The sequence below is a fragment of the Pseudomonas sp. LB3P93 genome (assembly GCF_054898025.1).
The window spans coordinates 3,781,862-3,808,152 of sequence record NZ_CM142713.1 but is presented as its reverse complement, the minus strand read 5'-3'; the positions used below and the strand labels follow the sequence as shown (position 1 = coordinate 3,808,152).

20 protein-coding genes and 1 pseudogene are annotated in these 26,291 nt (G+C 59.9%); 12 read left to right on the top strand and 9 right to left on the bottom strand.

Features of this window, described 5'->3' with window-relative positions; genetic code table 11:
* Positions 1-21: 21 nt before the first annotated feature.
* Complete coding sequence (locus ACYZT8_RS17140; protein WP_461974453.1) at positions 22-507, bottom strand: hypothetical protein; 486 nt, start codon at positions 505-507, stop codon at positions 22-24.
* Positions 508-636: 129 nt separating this feature from the next.
* Here ACYZT8_RS17140 and ACYZT8_RS17135 point away from each other — a divergent pair.
* Positions 637-874: pseudogene (locus tag ACYZT8_RS17135) on the top strand (hypothetical protein); the annotation flags it as partial.
* 156 nt (positions 875-1,030) lie between these two features.
* Here the strand turns inward: ACYZT8_RS17135 and ACYZT8_RS17130 are convergent.
* Positions 1,031-1,471: a hotdog fold domain-containing protein gene (locus ACYZT8_RS17130; protein ID WP_461974451.1), complete on the bottom strand. Its 441-nt coding sequence runs from the start codon at positions 1,469-1,471 to the stop codon at positions 1,031-1,033.
* A 163-nt stretch (positions 1,472-1,634) separates the two neighbouring features.
* Here ACYZT8_RS17130 and ACYZT8_RS17125 point away from each other — a divergent pair, with 163 nt between their 5' ends.
* The 7 genes from ACYZT8_RS17125 to ACYZT8_RS17095 all read left to right on the top strand — a co-directional run bounded on the left by ACYZT8_RS17125 (position 1,635) and on the right by ACYZT8_RS17095 (position 9,709).
* Positions 1,635-2,267, top strand: coding sequence for a TetR/AcrR family transcriptional regulator (locus ACYZT8_RS17125; RefSeq protein ID WP_461974449.1), 633 nt, complete (start codon positions 1,635-1,637; stop codon positions 2,265-2,267).
* 159 nt (positions 2,268-2,426) lie between these two features.
* Positions 2,427-4,040 carry a DUF1254 domain-containing protein gene (locus tag ACYZT8_RS17120; protein WP_461974447.1) on the top strand — a complete coding sequence of 538 codons (1,614 nt, stop codon included), beginning with the start codon at positions 2,427-2,429 and terminating at the stop codon, positions 4,038-4,040.
* Positions 4,041-4,140: 100 nt separating this feature from the next.
* Positions 4,141-4,851 (top strand): GNAT family N-acetyltransferase, encoded by a 711-nt coding sequence (locus ACYZT8_RS17115; RefSeq protein ID WP_461974445.1) that lies wholly within the window; start codon positions 4,141-4,143, stop codon positions 4,849-4,851.
* Between the two features lie 318 nt (positions 4,852-5,169).
* The gene (mqo, locus tag ACYZT8_RS17110) at positions 5,170-6,822 is read left to right on the top strand and encodes a malate dehydrogenase (quinone) (protein WP_461974443.1); all 1,653 of its coding nucleotides are present in this window, start codon (positions 5,170-5,172) and stop codon (positions 6,820-6,822) included.
* Between the two features lie 239 nt (positions 6,823-7,061).
* Positions 7,062-8,195, top strand: a complete 1,134-nt coding sequence (locus tag ACYZT8_RS17105; RefSeq protein WP_461974441.1) for an aminotransferase class V-fold PLP-dependent enzyme — start codon at positions 7,062-7,064, stop codon at positions 8,193-8,195.
* A gap of 89 nt (positions 8,196-8,284) precedes the next feature.
* The gene (locus ACYZT8_RS17100) at positions 8,285-8,839 is read left to right on the top strand and encodes a YdeI/OmpD-associated family protein (protein ID WP_461974439.1); all 555 of its coding nucleotides are present in this window, start codon (positions 8,285-8,287) and stop codon (positions 8,837-8,839) included.
* A gap of 507 nt (positions 8,840-9,346) precedes the next feature.
* Positions 9,347-9,709 (top strand): DUF6124 family protein, encoded by a 363-nt coding sequence (locus ACYZT8_RS17095; RefSeq protein ID WP_461974437.1) that lies wholly within the window; start codon positions 9,347-9,349, stop codon positions 9,707-9,709.
* Between the two features lie 566 nt (positions 9,710-10,275).
* Here ACYZT8_RS17095 and aqpZ read toward each other — a convergent pair.
* From aqpZ to ACYZT8_RS17060, 7 genes are all read right to left on the bottom strand, one after another.
* Positions 10,276-10,974 (bottom strand): aquaporin Z, encoded by a 699-nt coding sequence (gene aqpZ / locus ACYZT8_RS17090; RefSeq protein ID WP_461974435.1) that lies wholly within the window; start codon positions 10,972-10,974, stop codon positions 10,276-10,278.
* A gap of 163 nt (positions 10,975-11,137) precedes the next feature.
* Positions 11,138-12,154 carry an AbrB family transcriptional regulator gene (locus ACYZT8_RS17085; protein WP_461974433.1) on the bottom strand — a complete coding sequence of 339 codons (1,017 nt, stop codon included), beginning with the start codon at positions 12,152-12,154 and terminating at the stop codon, positions 11,138-11,140.
* Between the two features lie 330 nt (positions 12,155-12,484).
* Positions 12,485-15,580 carry an efflux RND transporter permease subunit gene (locus ACYZT8_RS17080; RefSeq protein ID WP_461974431.1) on the bottom strand — a complete coding sequence of 1,032 codons (3,096 nt, stop codon included), beginning with the start codon at positions 15,578-15,580 and terminating at the stop codon, positions 12,485-12,487.
* Complete coding sequence (locus tag ACYZT8_RS17075) at positions 15,577-16,689, bottom strand: efflux RND transporter periplasmic adaptor subunit (RefSeq protein WP_461974429.1); 1,113 nt, start codon at positions 16,687-16,689, stop codon at positions 15,577-15,579. The genes ACYZT8_RS17080 and ACYZT8_RS17075 overlap by 4 nt, the downstream gene beginning before the upstream one ends.
* A gap of 30 nt (positions 16,690-16,719) precedes the next feature.
* Positions 16,720-18,234 carry a TolC family protein gene (locus ACYZT8_RS17070; RefSeq protein ID WP_461974427.1) on the bottom strand — a complete coding sequence of 505 codons (1,515 nt, stop codon included), beginning with the start codon at positions 18,232-18,234 and terminating at the stop codon, positions 16,720-16,722.
* 118 nt (positions 18,235-18,352) lie between these two features.
* Positions 18,353-18,568 carry a hypothetical protein gene (locus ACYZT8_RS17065; protein ID WP_461982501.1) on the bottom strand — a complete coding sequence of 72 codons (216 nt, stop codon included), beginning with the start codon at positions 18,566-18,568 and terminating at the stop codon, positions 18,353-18,355.
* Positions 18,569-18,689: 121 nt separating this feature from the next.
* Positions 18,690-21,587 carry an AAA family ATPase gene (locus tag ACYZT8_RS17060; protein ID WP_461974425.1) on the bottom strand — a complete coding sequence of 966 codons (2,898 nt, stop codon included), beginning with the start codon at positions 21,585-21,587 and terminating at the stop codon, positions 18,690-18,692.
* A gap of 336 nt (positions 21,588-21,923) precedes the next feature.
* On the opposite strand from ACYZT8_RS17060, the gene mhpA reads away from it, so the two are divergent.
* From mhpA to ACYZT8_RS17040, 4 genes are all read left to right on the top strand, one after another.
* Positions 21,924-23,582, top strand: a complete 1,659-nt coding sequence (gene mhpA, locus ACYZT8_RS17055; RefSeq protein ID WP_461974423.1) for a bifunctional 3-(3-hydroxy-phenyl)propionate/3-hydroxycinnamic acid hydroxylase MhpA — start codon at positions 21,924-21,926, stop codon at positions 23,580-23,582.
* 2 nt (positions 23,583-23,584) lie between these two features.
* Positions 23,585-24,232 (top strand): TetR/AcrR family transcriptional regulator, encoded by a 648-nt coding sequence (locus tag ACYZT8_RS17050; RefSeq protein ID WP_461974421.1) that lies wholly within the window; start codon positions 23,585-23,587, stop codon positions 24,230-24,232.
* A gap of 256 nt (positions 24,233-24,488) precedes the next feature.
* Positions 24,489-25,103 (top strand): TetR/AcrR family transcriptional regulator, encoded by a 615-nt coding sequence (locus ACYZT8_RS17045; protein WP_461974420.1) that lies wholly within the window; start codon positions 24,489-24,491, stop codon positions 25,101-25,103.
* 82 nt (positions 25,104-25,185) lie between these two features.
* Complete coding sequence (locus tag ACYZT8_RS17040) at positions 25,186-26,277, top strand: VOC family protein (protein WP_461974418.1); 1,092 nt, start codon at positions 25,186-25,188, stop codon at positions 26,275-26,277.
* The last annotated feature ends 14 nt before the right edge of the window (positions 26,278-26,291 follow it).

The window sequence follows — 26,291 nt, the reverse complement described above, 5'->3', positions numbered from 1 at the left end:
GTTTAATGCGTAAACGGTTCCTCAATAAAACCGGTCTTCTTCCTTCATCGCATAAATCCGTCCCAGAGTCCTGGCCGATATCCCCAGGAACAACAACGCCAGCAATACCCCACCCAACATAATGTAAAACCCGGGGCGATTGCCGTTCAGCTCCCGGGCAATGCTGTTCTGCCCCGGTAACCAGCGCGAGTAAATCAGGTCAATGCTGCCGCCGGTTTCATAGGCGGCTTTTTGCGCGTAACGCTCGTCGACGTATTGATCGTCGTGCACCTGGCCGTTGTGGTCGGTGTAGCGGTAATGGATCACTTTGCCGTCGCTGTTCATCAAGATGGTGTCCAGCTGCGTCACCGTGCCAGTGGTCTCGACAGGGCTCAAGCGGATGGCGGCATAGGCAATGCCCTCGTGCCGAGCCATGCCGGCGAGGATCAGCACCACGCAGCAGGCAACGGTGAGCAGGATCACTCGGTTGAACAGGTGATCTTTTTCAGCTTCGCGGGGGTAATACATTTCACGGTCCTTCGTCGGTGAATTCACCAGAAGGAGTCGGCGCGCGGGGGGACAACTTTAGTCGAGCCGGATCAAACGGCGATTGTCCCTGGCTTTTTCCTTGGCCGTATCCAGCCACCGATGTAACCCAACCGCAACGAAGCGCAGTCGCCGGTATCCGCCTCATTGTGGGCGGATTATCGCTTCACCCAAGCGGCGCTCAATCGCCTGACGGGGCTAACTCGACCCAAGCCTGCGTGGTTTGCAAACTCGCTTGAATGTGCAAAACGTGTTTGATCGCGAGTACGTCTCGGACTGCAATTATTCGTTCGGTTGCTACGGCGGCCAGGAGCGGGTTGCGGCGGTTGAAATGAGCTACGACTGGTAACGCAAATCTTTGTAGCAGCTGGCGAAGCCTGCGTCCGGCTGCGCAGCAGTCGTAAAATCCGAGCACGCGGTACATCAGGCAGACCGTGCATGTAGGGTTTACGACTGCTGCGCAGCCGGACGCAGGCTTCGCCAGCTGCTACAGGGCTGCGGGTGTTCAGGAGAGCTTAACGTTCATGGTGATCCGCGCCGTGAACACTTTCTTGCCTTCAGCATCATGAATATCCACCGGCACGATCTTGTCGCCTTCAGTCTGCCAATCCACCGCCTCCCCATCGGCCACCGCCGTCACGTCTGTTTTGGCCTTGGCCAGGTACTCAACCGTCATCCCTTTTGGAATCCAGCGCGCACCCGCGGGAATGGACACGTCGGTCATCGTCCCGGCGGCCAGCTCGGCGGCGTTGCACATCGCAATCGCGTGAACCGAGCCCAAGTGGTTGGTGATCTCCTTGCTGAACGGCACCTGCACCGTGGCATGACCCGGGCGCAACGCCGAGATCAGCGGGTTGATGGTGCTGAAGTAGGGCGCCACCTGGCAGGCCATTTTGCTGAACGCTTCCGGGCCTGCGCTGTTAAACATGCTGAGAAACTGACTCATTTTGAAGCCTCGCTGAGGGGGGGTTTTACAGAATGATGTTCCGTAACAGAATAATATTCTGTGACGGAACAGTATTCTGTCGCGGTTAAATCTGTCAACCTAGCGCAGCTTTCTCATCGGCAGCCGACTGCCTTGTCATGGATTTTCTCGGCCTTTGTCCAGCATGGAAACGTCAGATCTACTCGAGCGCAGCTACCCCGGCAGAAGAGCCGAACTCAAGCGCGACATCTTCAGAAAGGCCCTGGCCCTGTTCAACGAACAAGGCCTCGAAGCCACGACCATCGAAATGATCCGCGCCGAATGCGATACCAGCGTGGGCGCGATCTACCATCATTTCGGCAACAAGGAAGGCCTGGTGGCCGCGCTGTTTTTCACCGCGCTGGACGACCAGGCACTGCTTCGCGACAGCTATCTCGCCGAAGCACAGACAACCGAAGAGGGCGTGCACGCGCTGGTCCACAGCTACGTCGATTGGGTGGACAGCCAACCCGAGTGGGCGCGGTTTCAGTACCACGCGCGGTTCGCCGTCACCAAAGGCCCGTTCAAGGAAGAACTGGCCAGCCGCAACAAAACTCGCAATCAAAAGCTCGGACAATGGCTGGCAGAACCCGGCCGGCGCGACGAGCTGCGAGCATTTCCTGCCGAACTGCTGCCGTCGCTGATCATTGGCCAGGCAGACAGTTACTGCCGGGCATGGTTGTCGGGGAGGGTGGCTGGCAGTCCGAAGGACTACAGGAAATTGCTGGCGCAAGCGGCCTGGCGATCAATCTGTAGCGATGAAGCCGTTCCTGGCTGATAAACATCGGTTCAACAAGGCCGTTCTCCGCTGAACGGCCATTATTCCGTTGATGTATGGCTATGCTTGATCTGCTGCCGCAAACAGTGGGAGTCAATCGGGCCGTTTTCCAATGTAGAGAGGGCAGGCGTTCAATCCATTACTGATGGAGATGAAACCGTGAGACCACTCATTCAGCTTCTGACAGTCCCGGCTGCGTGCATTGCACTGACGCTCCCGACGTTTGCCGCGCAAGACACTCCGCCCATTTCCGCCTCGATCAGCACGCCCGCCAAAGTCGACACCCGTTTCGGCACGCTGGACTTCAAGGACGGGATGCCGAGCAAAGACACACTGGACAAAGTCTACGACAACCTCGATTACATCCACGCGTTCAATGCCATCACCAACACCTTCCAGGGTGTCAATACGGTGGCGATTCGAAAAGGCTTCCAGGACATCGGCGTCAAGGATAACGAGATCCTGATCTTTTCCGAATTGATGGACGCCAAGTCGCTGTTCCTGACGGCCAACGCCGATACCATTTATTTCCTCGGCTTCATCGACGTGAGCAAAGGGCCGATGGTGCTGGAAACTCCGCCCAACTCGCTGGGCACGCTGGACGATTATTGGTGGCGCTGGATGATCGACTTCGGCGCGCCGGGGCCGGATCGGGGGCTAGGCGGTAAATACCTGGTGCTGCCGCCAGGCTACGACGGGCCCGTTCCCGAAGGCGGGTATTTCGTCACACGTGCGCCTACCAGCAAAGTGCTGATCCTGGGGCGCGCTTTCATGGACAAGAGCGACCCCAAGCCAGTGGTCGAGTTAATCAAGAAAACCACCAAAATCTATCCCTATGTAGCGGGCGGTTACGGCACCAGCGTGGCGCAGTTTCTCAGTGGCCAGGTCGCGTTGGCCAAGGTCGTCGAGCCGACGCCCACGGTGTTCCATGAAGGCAGCGGCAAAGTGATGAACACCCTTCCGCCGAACGACTTCGGCGCCTTCGAACTGCTCAATGAGCTGGTGCAACAGGAGCCCGCAACCACGCTTGATGCCGAACTGATGGGCTCACTGGCCGCCATCGGCATCGTCAAGGGCAAGCCTTTTGCCCCGGATGCGCGGATGAAGAAAATCATGACCGAAGCGCTGGCAGCGGCGAATGCCACCTCGCGCAGCTTGCTGATGAATCCACGTGATCCGGATTGGTATTACTACCCGGGCTCTGCCTGGTCCAACTTCCTGTTCATCAGTGGCAGTGAATTTGAAACGCCCATTCCGATGATTACCTCCGAAGGTGCCAAGCCGTTCCCGGCGACGGGCTACCGCACCCTGGATGCTCGCTCGGCGTTTTTCTACGGCGTCACCGGCATCACGCCGGCAATGGCGATGCGTTTGCCAGGCATCGGATCGCAATATCTGTTCGCCATGCTGGACTCGAAGAAGGAGTATTTCGACGGGGCCAAGACCTACAAGGTGACGCTGCCAAAAGGTATTCCTGAAGCCAACTTCTGGTCGTTCACCGTGTACGACAACCAGACCCGATCGATGCTGGATACCCCGCAACGTTACCCGCGCGCCGGCAGCCAGAGCTACCCGTCGCCAGCCGCCGAGGCCGATACGGATGGCTCGACCACCGTCTACTTCGGCCCTCAACAGCCGGAAGGCGTGAAGCGTGGCAACTGGATTCAAACGCTGCCGGGCAGAGGCTGGTTCATGCTTTTGCGGCTGTACGGACCGCTTGAACCGTTCTTCACCAAGGCCTGGCGTCCGGGTGAAGTAGAAGAGGTTCGATAAGTCAGTCGAGGGAAAGGCTGCCACAGCAGTTATCATAGGCGCGCCCGATGCCAACATTTCACGTCACGGGTGCGCCTTGATCCTTGGAGTCCGTCACGCAATGCCCCAGCTCAGCCACTTTCAAACCCCGTGCCCGGAGCACATCAACAGCCAGATCCTGCAGATGGTCGTCGACAACCTGACCGACATCAGCATGGTCGGCATCGCGCCGAGCAACCCGCTGTACAACGTGTATCAATACGCGGTCGGCTACGAAGTGCACCTGTACCTGGAAGCCCTCGGCGGGACCAAGGGCATTGCGGTCGAGTTGATCGTCGCCACCGACGATGAAGACCCTGAAAAAGTCATCGGCTTTCTGCTGTACCTGCCGGTCAAGGATGATCCCGACGCGTGCGGCGTGGCCTACATGGCCGTCGATTCGGGTCAACGTCGCCGAGGTGTCGCGCGGGCCATGTTGCACGACATGATCAGCCGCTACCCGCACGCCGAACTGACCTGCACCGTCGCCAAGGTGCCGTGGTTCGAGTCGATGGGTTTTCAAGTGCTGGGCGTGCGCGGCACGCAGGTGCTGATGAACACCCGCGACCACAGCAGTGAAGGCTTGATGGGACTCTTGGATGTCACATTTATCTACAGTTCTTTAGAGGTCCGGCAGATACATACCTACTTGCTGCAAAAACACGGAAAGCGCGCGATGGTCGATGCTGAAAAGCAGCGCGACCGGCATCTGGACCAAATGACCCACAACGCCAAGGTGTTTGTGCTGAACCGTTTGGGCCAGAACGCGGCGAACGAGCCCCGTCTGGACTAGACTCATAAGTCCTTTCGGAAGCGCGCGGTCATCGAGCCGTGATATTCTGCGCGCCAACTTGGTTTGACCTATTCAGTTTGCCCGTCCCTGAGACGTGCCAGCAGGATCAATGTCGCTCAAGTAGCTGAAGCCAATAATGATAAAAAGTCAGTTCAGTAGGGACATATAAACTGAGGTCGATGGAGACACGTCGGCCTTGTGTGCCCACCCTCCAATCCTTATGTACGAGCACCCACGACGTCCTGCCTGAATGTCGTGAACCAGGGGCCCGTAAGTGAGGATGGAAGGGCGGATGGCGTTTTATCATAGGTGCTACAGATGTTTAAGAAAATGAACACGGCCCTGCTGGGGCTGGCTTTGTCGATGGGGATCACGTCCGTTCACGCGGAAGAGGCAAAGAAGGTTGATGTCCTGCTGATCGGCGGCGGCATTATGAGCGCGACCCTCGGTGTGTGGCTCAACGAGCTGGAACCTGGCACTTCGATGGAAATGATCGAGCGCCTCGACGGTGTCGCCCAGGAAAGCTCCAACGGCTGGAACAACGCCGGTACCGGTCACTCCGCCCTGGCCGAATTGAACTACACCCCGGAAGACGACAAGGGCAACGTACAGATCCCGAAAGCCGTTGAAATCAACGAAGCCTTTCAGATCTCCCGTCAGTTCTGGGCCTGGCAGGTTCAGCAAGGCGTGCTGAAGAACCCCCGTTCGTTCATCAACTCCACACCGCACATGAGCTTTGTGTGGGGCGATGACAACATCAAGTTCCTGAAGAAGCGCTACGAAGCCCTGCAAGCGAGCCCGCTGTTCGCCGGCATGCAGTACTCAGAAGACCCGGCTGTGATCAAGAAGTGGGTTCCGCTGATGATGGAAGGGCGCGACCCGAACCAGAAAATCGCGGCGACCTGGAGCCCGATCGGCACCGACGTCAACTTCGGCGAGATCACCCGCCAGTTCGTTGCGCACCTGCAAACCACGCCGAAGTTCGACTTGAAACTGTCTAGCGAAGTGCAAGACATCACCAAGAACGAAGACGGCACCTGGCGCGTCAGCTACAAAAACCTGAAAGACGGCAGCAAATCCGAAACCGACGCCAAGTTCGTGTTCATCGGCGCGGGCGGCGGCGCATTGCACCTGCTGCAGAAGTCCGGCATTCCTGAAGCCCAGGAATACGCAGGCTTCCCGGTTGGCGGCTCGTTCCTCGTGACCGAGAACCCGACCCTCGCCGAGCAACACCTGGCCAAGGCCTACGGCAAAGCCTCCGTTGGCGCACCGCCAATGTCGGTTCCGCACCTGGACACCCGTGTCCTGGACGGCAAGCGCGTCATCCTGTTTGGCCCATTCGCGACCTTCAGCACCAAGTTCCTCAAAGAAGGCTCGTACCTGGACCTGCTGACCACCACCACCACGCACAACGTGTGGCCAATGACCAAGGTCGGCATCAAGGAATACCCGCTGGTCGAGTACCTCGCCGGCCAACTGATGCTGTCCGACGAAGACCGCCTCAACGCCTTGAAAGAATACTTCCCGAACGCCAAAGCCGAAGACTGGCGCTTGTGGCAAGCCGGCCAACGCGTGCAAATCATCAAGCGTGATGAAGCGGCCGGTGGCGTGCTGAAGTTGGGTACCGAGATCGTTGCTTCCGCTGACGGCTCGATTGCCGGTCTGCTGGGTGCTTCGCCGGGTGCTTCGACTGCTGCACCGATCATGCTGACCGTGCTGCAGAAAGTGTTCAAGGACAAGGTTGCTTCGCCAGCCTGGCAAGAGAAGCTGCATCAGATCGTGCCGAGCTATGGCACTCAGCTGAATGGCAGTCCTGAGAAGGTTGCGCAGGAGTGGGCCTACACCGCCAAGGTGTTGCAGCTGACTCCGCCGCCGGCGATTGGTCAGGTGGCGGCTCCGGCTGCTGCTCCGGCTGATGCTGATAAGGCGAAGGCGCCGAAGGCTAATGCTGCTAGTGATATGGCTTTGTAAGTAGAAGCGTAATCAGAAAAAGCCCACTGAACCGGTAACGGTCAGTGGGCTTTTTTGTGGGGAGGGGGTTTCAAGGGGTAAATTCATCTCGGCCTACATGCCTGCTTTCGGCCATAAGCATTCACTGGTGATGCCAGTCGCTCGACAGAAGTCGCAATTCAATCCCGAGCAATCTTGTCATTTGCCAAGGCTTAGGGCAGGGTCGATACCACTGACATCTCTGCCAAAGGAGTCACCCCATGTCAAAGATATATCCCGGTATCGATCCTGAGGGGCTGGTCGAGTACTCGGTGGTCTACACGGACCGCTCGCTCAACCACATGTCACAGTCATTTCAAGGCGTGATGAAGAACATTTCCAAGACCCTGAAACAGGTCTACAACGCCCAGGCTGTTGCGGTGGTCCCGGGCAGCGGCACATTCGGCATGGAAGCGGTGGCGCGACAGTTTGCCACCGGCCAGCAATGTCTCGTGATACGCAACGGCTGGTTCAGTTATCGCTGGAGCCAGATCCTTGAAATGGGCAACATCCCGGCGGCCACCACGGTGCTGAAAGCCCGACCGGTCGACACGGGTCGCCAGGCTGCTTACGCCCCACCCCCTCTGGACGAAGTGCTGGCAGCCATTGCGGCTTCGAGGCCGCAGATTGTCTTCGCCCCCCACGTTGAAACCTCATCAGGGATTATCCTGCCCGACGAGTACCTGCGGGCCGTCGGCGACGCCGTGCATGCGGTGGGTGGCCTGTTCGTGCTGGACTGCATCGCCTCGGGCACGCTTTGGGTTGATATGCACAAATGCGCCGTCGACCTGCTGATCAGCGCACCACAGAAAGGCTGGAGCGCCTCCCCTTGCTGCGCCTTGGTGATGCTCAGTTCTTTGGCCCTCGAGCGCATCGAACAAACGCAAAGCAGCAGCTTCGCCTGCGACCTGAAAAAGTGGCTTCAGATCATGCAGGCCTACGAACAGGGCGGGCATGCCTACCATGCGACCATGCCCAGCGATTCTCTCGCGCGATTTAACGAAGTGATGAAAGAGACGCAAGCCTACGGTTTCGACAAGGTCCGCGGCGAGCAACAGGCTCTGGGCGATCGGGTGCGCGCAATGTTGACCGGCAAAGGCATCAAAAGCGTGGCCGCAACCGGCTTTCAGGCCCCTGGCGTAGTGGTGAGTTACACCGATGATGCCGACATCAAGAGCGGTAAGAAATTTGCCAGCCACGGCCTGCAGATCGCCGCCGGAGTGCCGTTGCAATGCGACGAGCCAGCCGACTTCCAGACCTTCCGCATCGGTCTGTTCGGACTCGAAAAGCTGCACAATATCGAGCGCACGGTCAGCACCCTCGAGCAGGCACTGGACGAGGTGATGGGTAAATAAGCGCTCAACTTGGCGTCATCACTGTCGCATTTGAACGCGGCAGTGATGTCGCCAGAAAGTAGTCAGGCGTATCAGTTGGAGGAGTTGCAATGACAACAATCGATGTGAAATCCCGATTCGAAGCAAAGCTTCTTCGTCCGGCAAAGCCCGGTAATGATACGTCGTGGGCGTTCGCAGTACTGCCAAGAGACGCGAGTGAACCGCTTCCGAGGCGAGGAAGGACGACAGTTGAAGGCACAATCAATGGGCAACCTTTCCAGGCAACCCTTGAGCCCGATGGCCAGCTGAGCCATTGGCTGAAGGTAAGTAGCGAGTTACTCGACGCCGCCGGTGTGGCCGTTGGGGATATCGTTACACTCGAGCTAACCCCGGTGAAGAAGGAACCCGAGCCTGACCTCCCGGCAGATTTTGAGGAAGCACTGGCAGCCAGTCCTGAGGCTCGTAAAGTCTGGAACAATACAACGACCCTCGCACGAGTAGACTGGATCCACTGGATTACTTCAGCCAAGCAACTCAAGACGCGGCAAAAGCGCATTGGTGATGCCTGCGATATGCTTGCAACCGGCAAGAAGCAGGTGTGCTGTTTCGACCAGTCCGGCTATTACAGCAAGGCCTTCCGTGCGCCCGAGGCAGAAAATTTTTAAATGGAACATTCCGTTGAATACGCCTGACAACGCGTTAACGTGACACGCAGTACAAGGCCCACTGAACCGATAACGGTCAGCGGGCTTTTTTGTGTCTGGGATTCGGTTACTTTGGGGGCGGAAATTGTTTCGCCAACAGCCCGTTTAAACAAAAAAACTCAGGCACGTTTAAATGAAGCTTGCTGTTACCGCATCAAGGCTACATCGCCTTGCGCCACCCCCTACACGTAAGACAGAATCCGCCGGCTTGTGCGTCTGGGGCGCGGGTTTTATCGTTGCTGGGTCACTGAAAAACAGTGATCGGGTTTGGTAGCCCGGTATTCCAGGCGCATAGCGCCACCTTTTGCAGAGGTTGTTTTAATCTCTGTTTTTTATGGTGGTCATGCGCAGGGCTCCTTCGGGGCGCCGGGTTCCTGGACCGGTCTACCAACCCGCGTATGGCCGCCTCCCATTCGTTTGGTAGCGAAGGGTGATGGCTCCTCATTAGTTCTTCCAGGAGTTTCATCTATGTTCAAACCAACGCCAAATCCACCGGATACTGATCCGGCATCCCCCTACGAATCCCTCGATTCCAAAAAACTCAACGACGCCGCCGAACGCGCCCTCGACCACTACCTCAATCCGGGCGCCCACATCATGGCCAGCACCCACGAACCCGAACCCATGTTCCTCGCCAACCCCAAGTACGACACCGAATCCCTGCTGGCCAACGCCAGCGAATCACTGGGTTCGGCCACCACCATGCTCAGCAATTTCGCGGCGTTACTGGATAACTCCCATCGCAAGACCTTGCTGGGGATTACGCAAGTGGTGATGTTGGGCGAATTGGCGGTGAACCAGGCGTTGGATAACGTCGAGCCGAAAGCGTAAATCACCATCCCTGTGGCGAACGGACAAACCGTCGCTGCAGGGAAATCGGCATAAATCCCGATGTAGCAGCTGTCGAGCCTGCGAGGCTGCGTTCGGCTGCAAAGCAGTCGTAAAATCAGGCGACTGGTTTTTGCAGGAGTACCTCGTTTACCGGGTTTGCGAGGACTTCGTCCTCGGACGCAGCCTCGCGCTGCTCGGCAGCTGCTACATGGGATTTATGCATAGCCTGTGGCCTCACTCTGATCCGTATTTTCCTTCGCCATCTGCCTCTGTAATGCACCCAGCCAGAGGCTCACAATGACGCCACGGTCCGCACTCGCTTAGTCACTGCACCGTAAACTCATAATGTAGGAGGCCCTATGGGCAAGATGGCAATTTTCCTGGGTGGATTTCTGGTGTTAACCATTTTGATTGGTGCCCTGGCCACGATCTCTCCCGTTTAGTCCCTTCCTCCCGTCAGCCAAAAAGCACAACGCCTCCACAGTGGGAGGCGTTGCGGCAGAAATTGCCGATGGCGATGGCTTCGCGCCTTGCTCTATGAACAAAGCTGATCATCGCCACACTGGTTAACGGTTGTCTTTACCCAGCCAACGATAGGTCACGCCACCGATGACGGCACCCAACATCGGCGCCAACCAGAATAGCCACAGTTGCTCAATCGCCCAGCCACCCACAATCAGTGCCGGGCCAGTGCTGCGCGCCGGGTTGACCGAGGTATTCGTGACGGGGATCGAGATCAGGTGGATCAGGGTCAGCCCCAGGCCGATAGCAATCGGTGCCAGACCGGCAGGGGCACGTTTGTCGGTGGAACCGAGGATGATCAGGATGAACATCGCGGTCATCACCAACTCTGTGACAAACCCCGCCGCCATCGAGTAGCCACCTGGCGAGTGTTCGCCGTAGCCATTGGACGCGAGGCCGCTGGCCAGTTCGAAGCCGGGTTTGCCAGTGGCAATGAAGTACAGCAGGGCTGCTGCAATTACCCCGCCCAACACTTGGGCGAGGATGTAAGCGGGCAGTTCTTTGGCCGGAAATCTTCCACCCACTACCAGTCCGACCGAGACCGCGGGGTTGAGATGACAGCCGGAAATGTGGCCGATGGCGAAGGCCATCGTCAGCACTGTCAAACCAAACGCCAGGGAAACACCCAGTAAACCAATTCCCACGCCTGGAAACGTCGCGGCCAACACTGCACTGCCGCAACCACCAAACACCAGCCAGAACGTACCTAACAACTCAGTAGCCGAACGTTTAAACAGAGACATAAGACGGTGTCCTATCGAGATGGAGCCGAAACACTAACGAGAGATGTCCGCTGCCGATGTAGGACATTTCCCAAGCATCACGCTTCATTTTCCTAGGCTCTGTTTACGCTCGGAATGGGTTGCAATCGCTCCGAAAAAAGAAAAGATCAGCCGTTCTCAACAATCACTCTTCCCGTAACCGCCGCGCCTGTACGATCAGCGCCGGAGCAAAGTGCAGCACGACCATCCGCACCAAGTGATGAGTCAGGATGAACACCACGTTCAACCCGCCGCTGAACGCAACGATGGCGATGGTCTCGATGGCGCCCGGCATGTATGCCAGCCACAACGACAAGGGATCGCTGCCCATCACCCGTCCCGCCACGCCGGCAAACGCCGCTGCGATCACCAGCATCAAGGCGACGGCGATCAGCCCGGCGCGACCATGACGGACGAGTTCGGCGAAGGTGATGTCCTTGAATTTCGAGCCAATCAGCACGCCGATGAGGACGGCGGCAGAGTCGACACTCCACTGCGGCAGGTGGAACGTTTCGAGGTAGCCCAGCTTGATGTAGGCGCCGGTGAGGACGATCGCGGTGAGCATGAACGGTGCCGGCACGCCGACGCTCAACAGCAAGCGGCCGAGCAACAGGCACATGGCGATTAGCGACAGCAGCGTCAGTGCCGTGCTCAAGTCCAGCGGGCTGCTCTGCACAAGCGCCATGTCGACATGCCCCGGAATGCAAAAGCTGACGAGCAAGGTGATCGACAACAATCGGACCAGGTGCACAACGATCACTTTGCCGGACGCGCGTTCGGACTCGATCAAGTCGAAGACGGCGGCGAGTGCGCCTGGATACACGGATAACAGGGAATCTTTGAGGTTCCAGCCCGAGACCCTGAACAACCAGAAACCGGCCACGCTGCTCTGGACCGTCAGGCACAGCAACATGAAACCGAGGCTGGGCAACATGGCCGCTACTGTGTGGTTGTCCCACGAGGTGAACATCAGCCCGGTCGCGACGCCCAGCACGATCTGCACGTAACCAAGGCCGAAGGGCAGGGTGGGGGAGAATCGCAGGTTGCTGGCGATCAACGCGGACGCGAGGATCGAGCCCAGCAACAGGCCGTGGGGGATACCGGCGTGTTGCAACGCGGTGCCGACGCCGGTGGCGATCAGCAAGCACAATAGGGTTTTCATGCGTCGTCCTTGATGTTTGAAGTAAGCCAGCGCTTCCATTTGGGCCGTGCACGTTTTCCCACTTAACGACGTGAGGCGTCAAGTGCGCGCATCCAGCGCTGTAAAACGCGATCTCTGTCGTATTGGGCCGAGACTCAAACGATGCGGGCCACGAGAGCCGATGTTTAAAATACTGCGTCGTCCGGCGGTGTAGGTTTCCAGACCTGATCACTAATAAAAACCGTCAGCCGACGTTTGCCGGGCCCTCACGGCTGACCTTGGTTGTTTTCAGAACGACGCTGAACAAACTTCTCTAATACGGTGGTGTCGAGGGCCCAGTGCAATGATTGCTCACTCGGAAGCGAGCGCGACGTTCTCCTCTACGTGTTGAGTATCAGCTGCCGACTGGCGACCCACCTTGAACCATGCGGCGTACAACGCCGGGACGAAGAAAATCGTCAGCAGCGTCGCCACAGTGAGGCCGCCCATGATCGCAATTGCCATCGGCCCCCAAAATACACTGCGCGTCAGCGGGACCATTGCGAGTACGGTGGCCAGCGCCGTCAGCATCACCGGGCGTGCTCGGTGAATAGCGGCATCCAGCACAGCGTTCCACGGGTCACGCCCCTCGGCGATTTCGATTTGCACTTGATCGATCAGGATCACTGCGTTCCGCATGATCATGCCACCCAGTGCGATGATGCCCAGGATCGCGACGAAGCCCAGCGGCGACTGAAATACAAGCAGCGCCGGCACCACACCGATCAGGCCCAGCGGTGCAGTCAGCATCACCATCCACATGCGGGAGAAGTTCTGTAGTTGCAGCATGAGTAACAGCAGGATAGTGATTAACATCAACGGGGCCACTGCGAGTAGCGCCTTGTTGGCCTTGTCACTTTCCTCAACCGCTCCGCCCACATCGATGCGGTACCCCGTCGGCAGCTTGGCTTCGATGTCCTTAAGCAACGGCTGGATTTCCTGCGTCACCGAGACACCCTGTTCTCCATCCTTCACGTCGGCACGCACCGTGATCGCCATATCGCGGTTGCGGCGCCACAGTACCGGCTCTTCCAGTTCAGCGCGTACCTGTGCGACTTGTGACAGCGGCACCACCGTGCCCTGGCGCGTGTAGAGGTTGATGTCTTTCAGTGTGTCGAGGTTCAAGCGTTCCTCTGGCACGGCACGGGCCACGATGTCGATCAGGTCCTCGCGCTCACGTAGCTGCGACAGGGTTGCGCCGTTCATCACGGTCTGGGTCGCCAGCGACACGTCGGCCGGCGTGAGGCCCAGCGCGCTCGCCTTGTCCTGATCAAGCTCGACCTTCAGCGTGCGCACCGGGTCGTTCCAGTCAAGCTGGAGGTCGCGCACCTTCGGGTTGGACGCAACTACCTTCTCCACGTCGCGGGCGATCTTGCGCACCACCTGGGTATCGGGGCCTACGACCCGGAACTGCACCGGGTAGCCGACAGGAGGCCCCAACTCGAGCCGGGTCACGCGTACCCACGCCTGTGGGAATTGTTGGTCAGCCGAGGCCACCAGCCGCGAACGTACTCGCTCGCGTGCATCCAGATCCTTGGTCATCACAACGAACTGGGCAAATCCCGGATTCGGCAGTTCGGGGTTGAGCGAGAGATAAAAGCGCGGCGCACCGGCGCCGGTGTAGGCGGTATAGAAACGCACGTCCTCGTCCTTCGCCAGGATCTCCTCCATGTGCTTGACCTGCTCGGTTGTCGCGGCGAACGAGGAGCCTTCCTTGACGCGCAGGTCAATGACCAGTTCAGGGCGCGAACTGTTGGGGAAGAATTGCTGCGGCACCAGCTTGATGCAAGCCAGAGCAAGCACCAGCGCGCCAACTGTCGCACCGATGACCACCCAGCGGCGCTCGATGGCGGCGTCGATCAGGCGGCGCAGGCTGCGGTAAAACTTCGTGTCGTGCGGATCGGCGTGCTGGTGCTTGCCCAAATCGTTGGGCAGCATCTTCACTGCCAGGTACGGCGTGAAGATGCCGGAACAGATCCACGAGAACAGCACCGCGGCACCGACGATCCAGAAAATGCCACCCGCGTACTCGCCGGTGGTGGACTTCGATAGGCCGATCGGCAAGAAGCCTACGACGGTGATGAGTGCGCCGGTCAGGCGTGGCATGGCGGTGGACTGATAGGAGAAGGCGGCCGCTTTTACGCGGTCCATGCCGGTTTCCATCTTCGCCACCATCATCTCGATGGCGATAATCGCGTCATCCACCAGCAGTCCCAAGGCGATAATCAATGAGCCGAGCGAGATGCGTTCGAGGTTCCAGCCCATCGCCAGCATCACCAGCGCCACGCCGCCCAGCACAAGCGGCACCGTCGCCGCAACCACGAGTCCGGCGCGCCAGCCCAGGCTGGCCAGGCTGACCGCGATCACGATGATCAGCGCCTCGGCCAGTGCGCGCCCGAAGTCCAGGATTGCATCCTTCACCGTGGTTGGCTGGTCGGCCACGAGTTCCAGCTCCACGCCATGTGGAAGCTCCGACTGGATCTTGGCGACTGCTGTGTTCATCGCCTTGCCGAGGTCCACGATGTTGCCGTCGCTGGTCATTGTGATGCCGAGCATCAGCACCGGCTGGCCGTTGTGGCGCACCGTGTAGGTCGGCGGATCCTCAAAGCCACGGGTAACGGTCGCGATGTCGCCGAGCTTGATCAGCCGGCCGCCCGCAGAGATGGGCACGTTGCGGATAGCCTCTTCGCTGGCGAATTGGCCACTCACGCGCACCATGACACGGTCGCCGCGGGTGTCGATCTGGCCTGCGGGCAGCATTGAGTTCTGGCTTTTGAGGCTGTCGGCGATGGCCAGCGGGGTAATGCCCAGTGCGGCCAGGCGCTCGTGCGAGAACTCGACGTAGACACGCTTGGCCTGTTTGCCGATGAGATCGATCTTTTTGACCATCGGCACCTTCAGCATCTGGCGCTTGATGTCCTCAGCCGCGGCCGACAGGTCAGCGTGACCGACGCCGTCACCCTTGACCGCGTACATCAGGCCATACACGTCGCCGTACTCGTCGTTCAGGACCGGGCCGATCACACCGTCAGGCATCTCGAGGCTCAGGTCGTTGAGTTTCTTGCGCGCCTGGTACCAGGCTTCGCGCTGGTCAGCCTTGGAAGTGCCGCCGCGCACGGTGAGCGTCATGCCTGCGTATCCTTGACGCGCGTAGGTGACCACCTTTTCGAAGTTGTCGATCTGTTCGAATTTCTTCTCCATGCGGTTGAGGACCTGGTCCTGCAACTGCTGGGCAGTGGCGCCCGGCCAGATGACCATGGCGGTCATGGAGGGTACGGAAAAGTTCGGGTCTTCCAGCTGACCGAGCCGGGTGAAGCTGAAGGCACCGGCCAACGCCACAATGAGGAGCATGAACAGAACGATGGCGCGATGGCGCAGCGCCCAGTCGGTGAGGTTGAAATTGTTCATCGGGCGGCCTGCTGTGTGGTGTTCGCGTCAACAATCGCTGCGCCGGGAAGCGCGACCTTCAGGCCGGACGTCATCTTCTGGACGCCGGCAGTGATGACCAATACGCCAGCCTGCGGCCCTGAGACGAGCACCTGGTCATTGCGGTAGCCCCAAACTGCCACACGCTCCAGATCGACGATGCCTGCCGGATCATTGCCCGTGGGCGTGACCACCCACAGCGCCGGCTGGCCGCCAATCTGCGTCAATGCAGTGGCTGGCACTGCCGCCACAGAGACACTTGTCATGACTCGCTCGGCCATCACCGTGGCGGTGGCGCCCAGCGGCAGCGCCTGTAACGGCTTGAGCCGCGCGCGATAGGTGCGCGTCTGCGCTGCCGCCTGCGGCGACAGCTCGCGCAGCGTGACATCGAAGACCTCGTTCGGCGCACTGGCCAGCGAGGCCTTGAAGCGCGCGTCCTTGAAGACGGTTAGCTGATCCTCGGGCACGTCGATGACGATCTCGGATTCATCCGGGTTCGCGATCGAGACAACCGGTTGACCCTCCGGCACGACTTGCCCAGCCTCAAAGCGCACACCCGTGACGACCCCACTACGCGAGGCGCGCAGCACGGTGTACTTGAGGCGGTTGCGCGCGAGTTCGAGCTTTCGAGCCTCGGCCTCGGAGGTCGCATGCGCGGTTTGGGCATTGGTCTGAGCGCGCTCGGCGTCGGCCGCGCTGACCGAGCCGTCAGTCTTCAGAGCGGTCAGGCGCTGGCGGTCCGAGTCGGCCTGACGCGTCTGTTCGACGGCAACCGTCCACTGTTGTCGCGACGCTTCTTCGGCGAGGCGGTAGTCGGCGTCATCCAGTACAGCCAGGATGTCGCCTTCACGCACAAACTGGCCTACATCGACCTTGCGCTGGGCTACCTTGCCACCCACGCGGAAGGCTTGGTCGACTTCATGTCGCGACTGTACGGTGCCTACGTAGCGACTGATGTCGCGGGCATTGTCGTAGCTGATTGCAACGGTGCGCACCGGTCGTGGTGCCTGCACGGTGGGCTGGTCGGGGCTACACGCGGACAGCATGACGGCTACGGCCAAGGCGCCGGCCGCAGTAAGGGAATTCTTCAAGACGGTTCCTCTTTGGAAAACGACAGATTCTTAGGAAAGTGGTGGCCGGTCGGCTTTGGCGGATGCGGTTGGATTGGAGGGTTGTTCGAACACCTGCCAGCCCCCGCCCAGTGCCTTATAGAGCTGCACGCTATCGATCAGCAGGCGGGTGTTGCTTTCATTGGAGTTCAGGCGTGCCGCCAGGCGCGCCCGCTGCGAATCCAACAGTGGCAACAGGTCGATCTGCCCGCGGTTATAGAGTGATTGGGCGCGGTTCTGCGCAGCCTCGGCGGACGCGGCGGCCAATTGCAGCGACCCGGCGCGGCGGCGTTCCTGCGCCAGCGTGACGAGGGCGTTTTCCACATCCTCGAGCGCCCGTACGATCCCGTCCTCGGCGCGTAGCAGCGCCTCTTGTTGAGCACTTTCGGCAGCATCGTTGATCGCTTGCGTGCGCCCGGCGTTAAAGAGCGGCATTGCCAGCAGGCCCGCCACGTTGGTGAAGCGTGCAACGCCGAGATCGGCGCCGTTCAGGCTCAAGCCCTGGCGTCCGAAGGAGGCATCGAGGAACAGCCGCGGGAACCACTCGGCCGCGGCCTGCTTGCGGCGCGCATTGGCTGCATCGAGTTGCGCCATCAGCGCCAGCACGTCAGGTCGGCGTTGCAGCAGCTCGGCGGGCTGGCCCGGCTTGGCCTCGGGCACCACTGTCACATCGCTGATCGAAGTCTGGATGTTCGCGGTATTGAAAGACTGGTCGGCAATCAGCACCGCGATACGATGGCGCGACACAGCCACCTGCGTTTCCAGCGGCGGAATCTGCGCCCGCGCCGACAAGGCGTCGGTCTGCGCGCGTTCGACGTCGAATGCGGATGCCAGCCCCGTCTGCTGGCGCGCCACGACCAGACGCAACGTCTCGTCCTGCATCGCGGAAATAGCGCGCAGTGTCGCGACCTGGCGTTGTGCGCCGACCAGTGTGAAGTAGTTGCTGACGACGTCGCTCATCACCAGCAGGCGTACGCCACGCATGTTGTGCTCCGCAGCCAGCGCATCGGCGTCAGCCGCCGCTGCGCCGGCTCGCAGACGGCCGCTCAGGTCGAGCTCCCACGAGACGTCCAGGCCTGCACTGGTGGTCTTGGTATCCGGATAACCCTGTTTCGTGGCCGAGTTGTAGCCACTGCTGCGATCGCTGCCGGAGACGGATGCGCCGACGCTCGGGAACAGCCAGGACTGGCTGACCGTTTCGCCGGCTCGTGCGGCGTGCAGGCGCTCGGCTGCAATCTTGACGTCGCGGTTCTCACGCGCGGCCCGGCGCACCAGATCCGTCAGAACCGGGTCGTGGTAAACCTCCCACCATGCCGCCTCGGGTTCCATTTCGGAGGCCGTGCTCGCGGAGAAGTGGCTCGGCAGGTCTACCGACGGCGTGAGCACCTCGGTGGAGCAACCGGTCAAGACCAGGGCAACAGACGCGGCGAGCGCTGCCCCCATGACGATGCTGACCATGCGTTCGGCATATTGCAGGGGCGTCTGCCCGTTGCGGGTCAACAGATGGAAAGCTGGAAGTCGCGGCATCGGATTGGGACTCGTGAAAATTCGAGGTGGCATCAGCGTAGGGCCCGGTGTGCGCGAAGTCGTCAGCGAAGGGTCGCCGTTCGGTCGCCATATCGAGCGCTGATTCGTGGTGGGGGCTTCACTCGCCGCCGGCATCGGCCGTGTGCTCGCCGGTTGCCAACGCGAGGTCCGAGGCAATCGACTCCAACAGTTCTTCGGCGGACGAAAATTCGCGCTGTCGTCCGGTGACCAGGTTTTCGAGGCGGCCCACCAGGGCCCCCGGCGCGGCGTCGCTACGCAGTTTCACTACGTATGAGCGGCGGCTCGGGTATTTGGATTCAGGGTTCAGGATCATCGCAGACCAGGGGGGCAAGAAAGTTCGACGACAGCGTAAGCCGCCCCCTGGCTCGAGTCGTAAGCGAAAGGTCAGGCTTCGGTCGGAACAGTAACCCTCACCGCAGAGAAATCGCGTCGCTTCATGCCGGCTTGGCAGCGTGAATCAGCGAGCGCGCACGTTTTGCCAGCTCGGTTCCGTCAGTTTCGGGTGACTGGTCAACCAGCATGGCCAATGCCTGGTGGTCCTCCGCCGTAGCGTCAGGGTGCTCGCACAGTTCGACCAGCGCTTGCAGCTCCAGCCACGGTGCTTCCTGGGCGCGAGCCTCTTCAACCGCGCGCCGCACCGCAGCGATGCCGGCGCCGGGCTGACCCTGCGCTCGCGAGATCGCTGCCTCCAGCAGCAATAGCTGCGGCAGGTAAACGCGCTCGCCCAGTTCCTCGCCCACCCGAAATGCTTCCTGCAACTCGACTTGCGCTGCGTTGCAATCACCTGCGAGCAGCAGCGCCTCGGTGGCGTAGCCGAGCACCTCGCTGGCACCGGAGCGCATTCCAAGCCCGGTGTGTTCTTCATAAGCCTCACGGATGCGACGGTAGCCATCGCGCGGTGCACCGTTGCGCGCGTCGGCCCAGCCGCGCCACCAGCGGCAAGCCGTACGCCCGAGGGCGAGAGAATATTCATCGACCAGCGCCTGCATATCATCGGCCAGCGCAGCCACACGCACGTGGTTTCCCATCCTCACCTCGATCAACACCTCCTGCCAGGCGGCGACCAGCGAGGTCATGGGCTGACGCAACACCTGCGCGCGTACCCCCGCCTGCTGCATATGGACTCGGGCTTGCTCAACCAGACCAGAACGCACGAGTTCTATGGCCAGCATGCCGTGCAGCATGACCTGAGGATCAGCCGCAAAAATCTCGTTCGTCCCGATGTCCAGCGGCTCGGCGATCGCGAGGGCGCGTTCCAGCCAACGGCGAGTCGTTTTTGTGCGTCCCTGGAGGTGATGCACCTCGCCCTGGACGATACATGCCGCCAGCATGAGCTCTTGATCATTTGCTTCGCAGGAGAGGGTTTCTGCACGCTCCGCCACCTCGAGCGCCAACGCATAGTCGCCGCGCAGACCAAGCAGATAGCCGAATCCGTGCAGCAGGCGACCGCGCATGGGGTGCTCGGGTACATCCGCTAGCAGCCTGTATGCACGTTCGAAGGCGCTCTTGGCTTCGCTGCCGACACCGAACACGTGGAACGCCGAAACCCCTTGCAGCGTGGCCAGGGTAATTTCGAGCGAATTGCGCTCCGTCCCTTCGGGTGCCTGCATCAGCAGGACCAAGGCGCGCTCAGTGAGGCCAATGCACAAGTCCGGGCTGAAGTGCAGTAGCGCGGCTTCTGCGGCCTCGGCGTAGTAACGCAGCGCAATCATCGGCAGACGGGCGCGGTCGAAGTGCATTGCCAGCTCCGAGGCAGCAACCGGTACGCCGGTCGTGCGCTCGCGTTCGAGGGCGGCGCCGACCTGGCGATGGAGTTGGGTGCGCAATGACCGCGGCGTGCGGTCGTACAACACCTGGCGGAAGAGGGCATGTCGGAAAGAGTGGGGTGGCTCTAGCGTCTCTTCAATTTCTGTGGCCCGCGACCGTATGAGCCATACCTGTTCGCGTATCAGCTCTTCACAGGTGTGGGCCACCGAAGCGAAGTCGCGCTCGAGGGCCAGTGAAACCGTTTCGATTCTGAATTCGACCCCGCACACCGCTGCGGCCGAGAGGAGTGTACGTTGCTCCGGACTCAGTCTGGCGATGTAGTGATCAATGATAGCTGCGAGGTTTTCGGGAACCGCCAGATCTGCAAGCCGAGCCTCGATGGTGGCTTTGTCGTCTTTTGGGCCCATCACTTCACTGGCGATTGACGAAACGAATAACGGCACACCGTCGGTCCGCTCGTGCAGGGCGCGCACGAAGGCTTCATCGCGTGCCAGCGAGGTCGAACGCAGCGCGACGTAGTCAGCGACCTCGGTTTCCGAGAATGGGTCGAGCACCACTTCTTCGCACAGACGTTGCTGGCGCAGTTCGTGGCGCAACGAGCTAAGGGGATGATCGAGCGCAACCACTTCGGCGAGGCGGAAGCTCGACAGCCACATCAGCCGCGCGCGGCCACGTCGCCGTGCCACATAGTTGATGAGCTGGACCGTCGCCCGATCGCTCCAATGCAGGTCTTCGGTCACCAGCATTAGCGGGCGCTGCTCTGTGTAACGGTCCAGTAACTCACCCATTTCCCTGAGCATGCGATCCGGGCCGACGCCGGCAAGCTCGCGCCGCAATGCGTCTTTCTCCTGCGTGGTACTCAGCCACGGAAGTTGCAGCAGCCACGTCGGTGCCACGGCGCGCATCAGCGTCGGCAGGGTGGGGTCGCTACGGCACAGATCGGCTAACGCCTCCAGCACCGGCAGATACGGCTCGCCGGCGCCGTAGTGCTCCACGCAATGGCCGCGTGCGCAGGCGATATCGCCAAGGTTCGCGAGGAAACATTCGATCAGCGTCGTCTTGCCAATCCCCGGCTCTCCGGCGAGCCAGACCACCGCGCGCTGTCCGCTATACGCCCGCTCCCAGGCCCGTTGCAGCCTGGAAACCTCGTCGGTGCGACCGATGAAAGACGGTGGCGGAGGTGTGCCGGCCGTTGCAACCGTTGCGGGTGCAGGCGGTATCGAAAGTGCGGAGGAGGGTGAGGCGATGAAGCGATAGCCGCGCCGCGACACCGTCTCGATGAAGCGAGGCTGCCTGGGGTCATCGCCCAGCACTTTGCGCAAATCGCTGATGGCCGTTTTCAGGACCGAATCGCTGACGAACCGATGCCCCCACACGGCATCGAGCAACGCATCCTTGGTCACCAGCGACCCTGGCTGGCGTGCAAGCGCGCATAACAATGTGAAGGGCGTCGGTGCCAACGCCACCGCTTGCCCATTACGTGACAAACAGGCGTTGGTCTCGTCGAGTTCGAACTCGACAAAGTGGAGCAAGACTGGGTTCGGATGGAGCTGCGGACGTGCCACGGTTGATTCCTGAAGACTAAAACATGGTGTGCGCCGAGAAGCTTCACATGGGGTTCGATACTGCAACAGATGTACCCGGCTTCCTGGGCCAGTGCTCCCATGACAACGCTGATCGGCTCTGAAGCCAAGCGTCGCCGGTCGGAAACTGGACACGCGCAAACACGGTTCACGCCGCGTACTTCGGCTCGCCCCTTGGCCCCAACACGGCTTGAGCATGATCTCAAAAAATAATGACAAAAACATCAATATTGAAATATCTCTCAATATTGAATACCTTCACCTTGCCTGACGATGAGACCTCGTGTCTCACGACTTCAATCACAACAAGGGCTCAAGATGAACAACAACAAGAAAGTTTGCGAATTGCCTCCCACCGCCGTCGACGTGCTGATCATCGGTTATGGTCCGGTAGGTGCGACTATCGCGGCGCTGCTCGGCCGCTATGGGGTCACGACCCTGGTACTGGACAAGGTCCATGACGTCGTACTAATGCCTCGTGCCATTGCCCTGGACAACGAGGCGCTGCGCATCCTGCAACAAGCCGGTTTGTCGGAAGACGCTTTCGAGAAAATCGTAATCCCTGAGGTGAAGATGCACTCCCCGGTCCTCGGGCAATTCGGTCGAGCCAATACCCAAGGGTGCGTCGACGGCCATCCAAAACTCGTGACGTTCTATCAACCCGATCTCGAACACGCGATGCGCAGCCAGGTTTCCCGGCTTAAGGCCGTGACCAGCCTGGGTGGCTTCGAGCTAGAGAACCTGGTCGAGGAGTCGGATTGCGTCGTCGCCTCCGTACGGGATCAGAATGGGCAATCGCACTCCGTTCGCACGCAGTACCTGATCGGAGCGGATGGCGCTAGCTCCAGAGTCAGAGCGCTGATTGGCCAGGAGTTCGATGGGCAGACCTATGCGGAGGATTGGCTGATTGTCGATGTCAAGAACCGGCATAAGTCTGCGATTGATCACATCGAGTTTCTCTGTGATCCGCGACGGCCAACGCCGCACATGCCGGCACCCGGTGGCAGGGAGCGTTGGGAGTTCATGCTGCAATCCGGCGAGTCCCGGGAAGAGTTGGAAAGCCCGGAAAGCATAGCCCGGCTGATCGCGCCATGGATCAACCCGCAGGAGCTGGAAATCGAGCGCAAGGCGGTGTATCGATTCCATGCGCGCTGCTGCAACAGATTCAGCAAGGGGCGCGTCTTTCTCGCCGGCGACGCAGCGCACATCACTCCTCCGTTTGTGGGGCAGGGCCTCGTCGCGGGACTTCGGGATGGCGCCAACCTTGCCTGGAAACTGGCTTGGGTCCTTCGCGGCCATGCCGCGCCTGCAATACTCGATAGCTATGACGTAGAGCGCCGCCCCCATGCTCAGGCGATGATCAATCTGGCGAAACTCATGGGCCGTCTGGTGATGCCCAAGAACAAGATCGCAGCGTTCTTTGTCCACGGCCTGATGCGTACGCTGGCGTTGACTCCCGCTACCCGGAGGTACTTCGAACAGTTGGACATCAAGCCGAAGAACACCTTCAAACACGGCCTGTTCGTGCAGCATCGCCGAGGCGACAAGCTGGTGCGTGGCAGCCTGTTTCCCCAGGCCTGGATTCGCAACCTGCAAAAGCAGATCAAACTGAGCGACGATGCGCTTGGAGACAACCTGACCCTGGTTGGATTCGGCGTTGACCCGTTGTCACTGCTGACCCCTGATCAGATCATTTCCTGGGAAAAAATGGGAGGTCACTTTTTAGAGGTCAGAGCACGTGGCCAACGCTCCGGCGGCAGCTGTGATTTCATCGAAGACATGAACCATGAGATCCTGCCGCTGGCTGCCAAGGGAACGCTCGTTGTGGTTCGCCCCGACCGAATCATCATGCACCACGCCCCCGGCGCCGAGGCAGGCAATCTCCTTCGAGACTGCCGGAATCTGCTGGCCAGCGAAGACGCCACTGCTGACAGCGTTTCCATTACCATCAACGAGCCCATTAGATTGCGAGCTTGATCATGCATTCCCCCACACTTCCTTTAGACGCTGATGCGCAAGAACCTCTCACGAGAGGTCACAAGAAACGTGAGCGCACCCGTCGCGGCCTGATGGACGCGGCATTGCGCCTTATCGCACGTAAGGAAGTGGGGGAGATCGCACTGCTCGAGGTGGCTGCGGAAGCCGCGGTATCCAACGGCACCATCTACAACTATTTTCGCACTCGCGACGAAGTGCTGGAGGCGGTGGGCATAGCCATGGCCGCTGAGTTCTCCGATGCCATTTCCGCCATGAGCAGGGACGTGCACTGCGGCGCACAGCGGCTTTCGATCGGTGTGCGCATGTTTGTGTGCCGGGCGGCGGCCGACCACCAATGGGCGAATGCGCTGCTGCGCATTATCCATTTCGACCAGGCCATGCGCTCGCGTCTGGCTGGTCATGTGCTGGGCGATTTGCGTGAGGGGCTGCGTGCGGGCACATTTGCCTACGAGGACGAAGGGGTCGCCCTGGACATCGTCCTGTCGTGCACAACCGGAGCCATGCGCTCGGTTGTAGAGGGGCGGGCATTGGCGGAGCACGATCTGCGGGTCGCCGAAATGGTTCTCCAGGCACTGGGCGTCACACCTGCCAAAGCCAGGAAAATCGCCGGCAAGCCGCTACCCACTTGATCTTATGTAATTCAGCAAGCCGGCTTGATCACCTGCCAGGAAGGCGAGCCAGAGACACGCGGAAACTGAACATGCGTGTTCATTATTCTCAAGTGTAAATCCAGCCAGCGGTCTAATCGCTCAGTCTGATAATCCAGCATCATAGGCCTATAACCGTTTTCATGGCGCGAGCGTGCTTTGGATCAAAAAATGCTGTTGACGCCAACTGAACACAGGTGTTCAATTGAGTCCATGAGGTAATCCTGGAGAGAGAACCGTGGAATCCCTGAATCCAACACAGCGCCGCATTCATCAAGCTGCCTTTCGCCTGTTCGCCGAGAGAGGCACCTCACAAGTGAACATCCTTGACCTTGCGCAAGAGGCAGGCGTGGCGCGCGGAACGGTCTATAGCAACATCGACAGCATGGATAGTCTGTTCGAGGCGGTCGCCAGCCATCTCGCGAGGGAGATGCATGAGCGCGTCAACAAGAGCTTCGACTCCCTCTCGGATCCCGCTCATCGCCTTGCCAATGGCATTCGATTCTTCATTCGCCGAGCGCACGAAGACTCCCAGTGGGGCGCGTTCATCCATAAGTTCGCCATGAGCAATTCGGCGTTGCGCGAAATGTTCAGCAGCCAGGCGACCAAGGATCTTCTGAGCGGGCTTGCCACTGGGCGCTATACGTTTGCGCAGGAGCAATTGCTCTCGGTACTGACGCTGTTATCGAGCAGCGTGCTTGGCTCGATTTTCCTGGTACTGGAAGGTCACCGAACGTGGCGCGAGTCGGGCTCTGATACCGCCGAGCTGGTACTGCGGGCATTGGGTGTGCCACCAGAGGAGGCTCGTGCGTTGGCGACCAAAGAGTTGCCGGCACTTCCATCTCTCGACTGAACTCGTAACTCTCTTGATTGAATAAACCCCTGATTTTTCAGGGGTTCGGGACAGTTTTTCCCTAAAAAACCGGAAAACAACAATGAACAACAAAATCGAACTGCACCGGTTGGCGACGCAACAGCCCGCCCGGCATCCGCAGCCGACGGTGAAGGCCCAGGATCTGACTCACCTGATCTTCCAACGGCCGGACTTGAATGAGGCGGCGCGTTTCCTGACTGACTTCGGCCTGACGGTAAGTCGGCAGGACGCCGATACGGTCTATCTACGGGCCACCGAAGCGACTGCCTACTGTTACCGTGTCCAACGTGCCGAACATGCACGTTTTATCGGGTTCGGACTTGCAGTGCAGTCCCTGGAAGATCTGGAAAAGCTCACTCGAATCCCGGGTGCGTCATCGGTAGAGAAGTCGGAACATCCTGGCAAAGGGTATTACGTCAGACTGATGGATCCTTCCGGTTTCATTGTGGAAGCCGTCTGCGACCAGACGCCGGGCAAGCCTCTGGCACATAGAGCTCCTCTGAACTGGAATCTGGCGCACGAGCAACCCCGAATCAACGCCACGCAGCGCCCGCCGATTGCTCCACCTGAAGTCCTCAAGCTTGGTCACATCGTCATCGAAGTGGCCGACTACCAAGCGACCTGTGCCTGGTACACGCAGCATTTCGGGTTTATTCCCAGCGATGTGCAGGTACTCCCCGACGGCACACCTATTGTCACTTTCATGCGCCTTGATCTCGGTGATATTCCCGCGGATCACCATACGCTCGCGATTGCACAAGGGTTCATGGCCACCTACAGCCATAGCGCCTATGAAGTCGTCGATGCAGACGCCGTGGGTATGGGGCAGCGCGTTTTGCGCGAGCGCGGTTGGGAGCACTCATGGGGCATCGGCCGGCACATTCTGGGCAGTCAGATCTTCGATTACTGGCAAGACCCTTGGGGTGACAAGCACGAGCATTACTGCGACGGGGATATTTTCACGGCCACCCGGCCTACGGGCATTCATCCGGTGAGCCCCGAGGCAATGGCGCAGTGGGGGCAGCGCATGCCCAGGAGTTTTACCAAACCCAAGATGAGCCTGGCCAATCTGCTTCTGCTGATCCGAAACCTGCGACGCAGCCCGGACCTGACCCTTAGAAAGTTGGTAACACTCATGCGGATGTTCGGGTAGAGCTGCCGCCATGT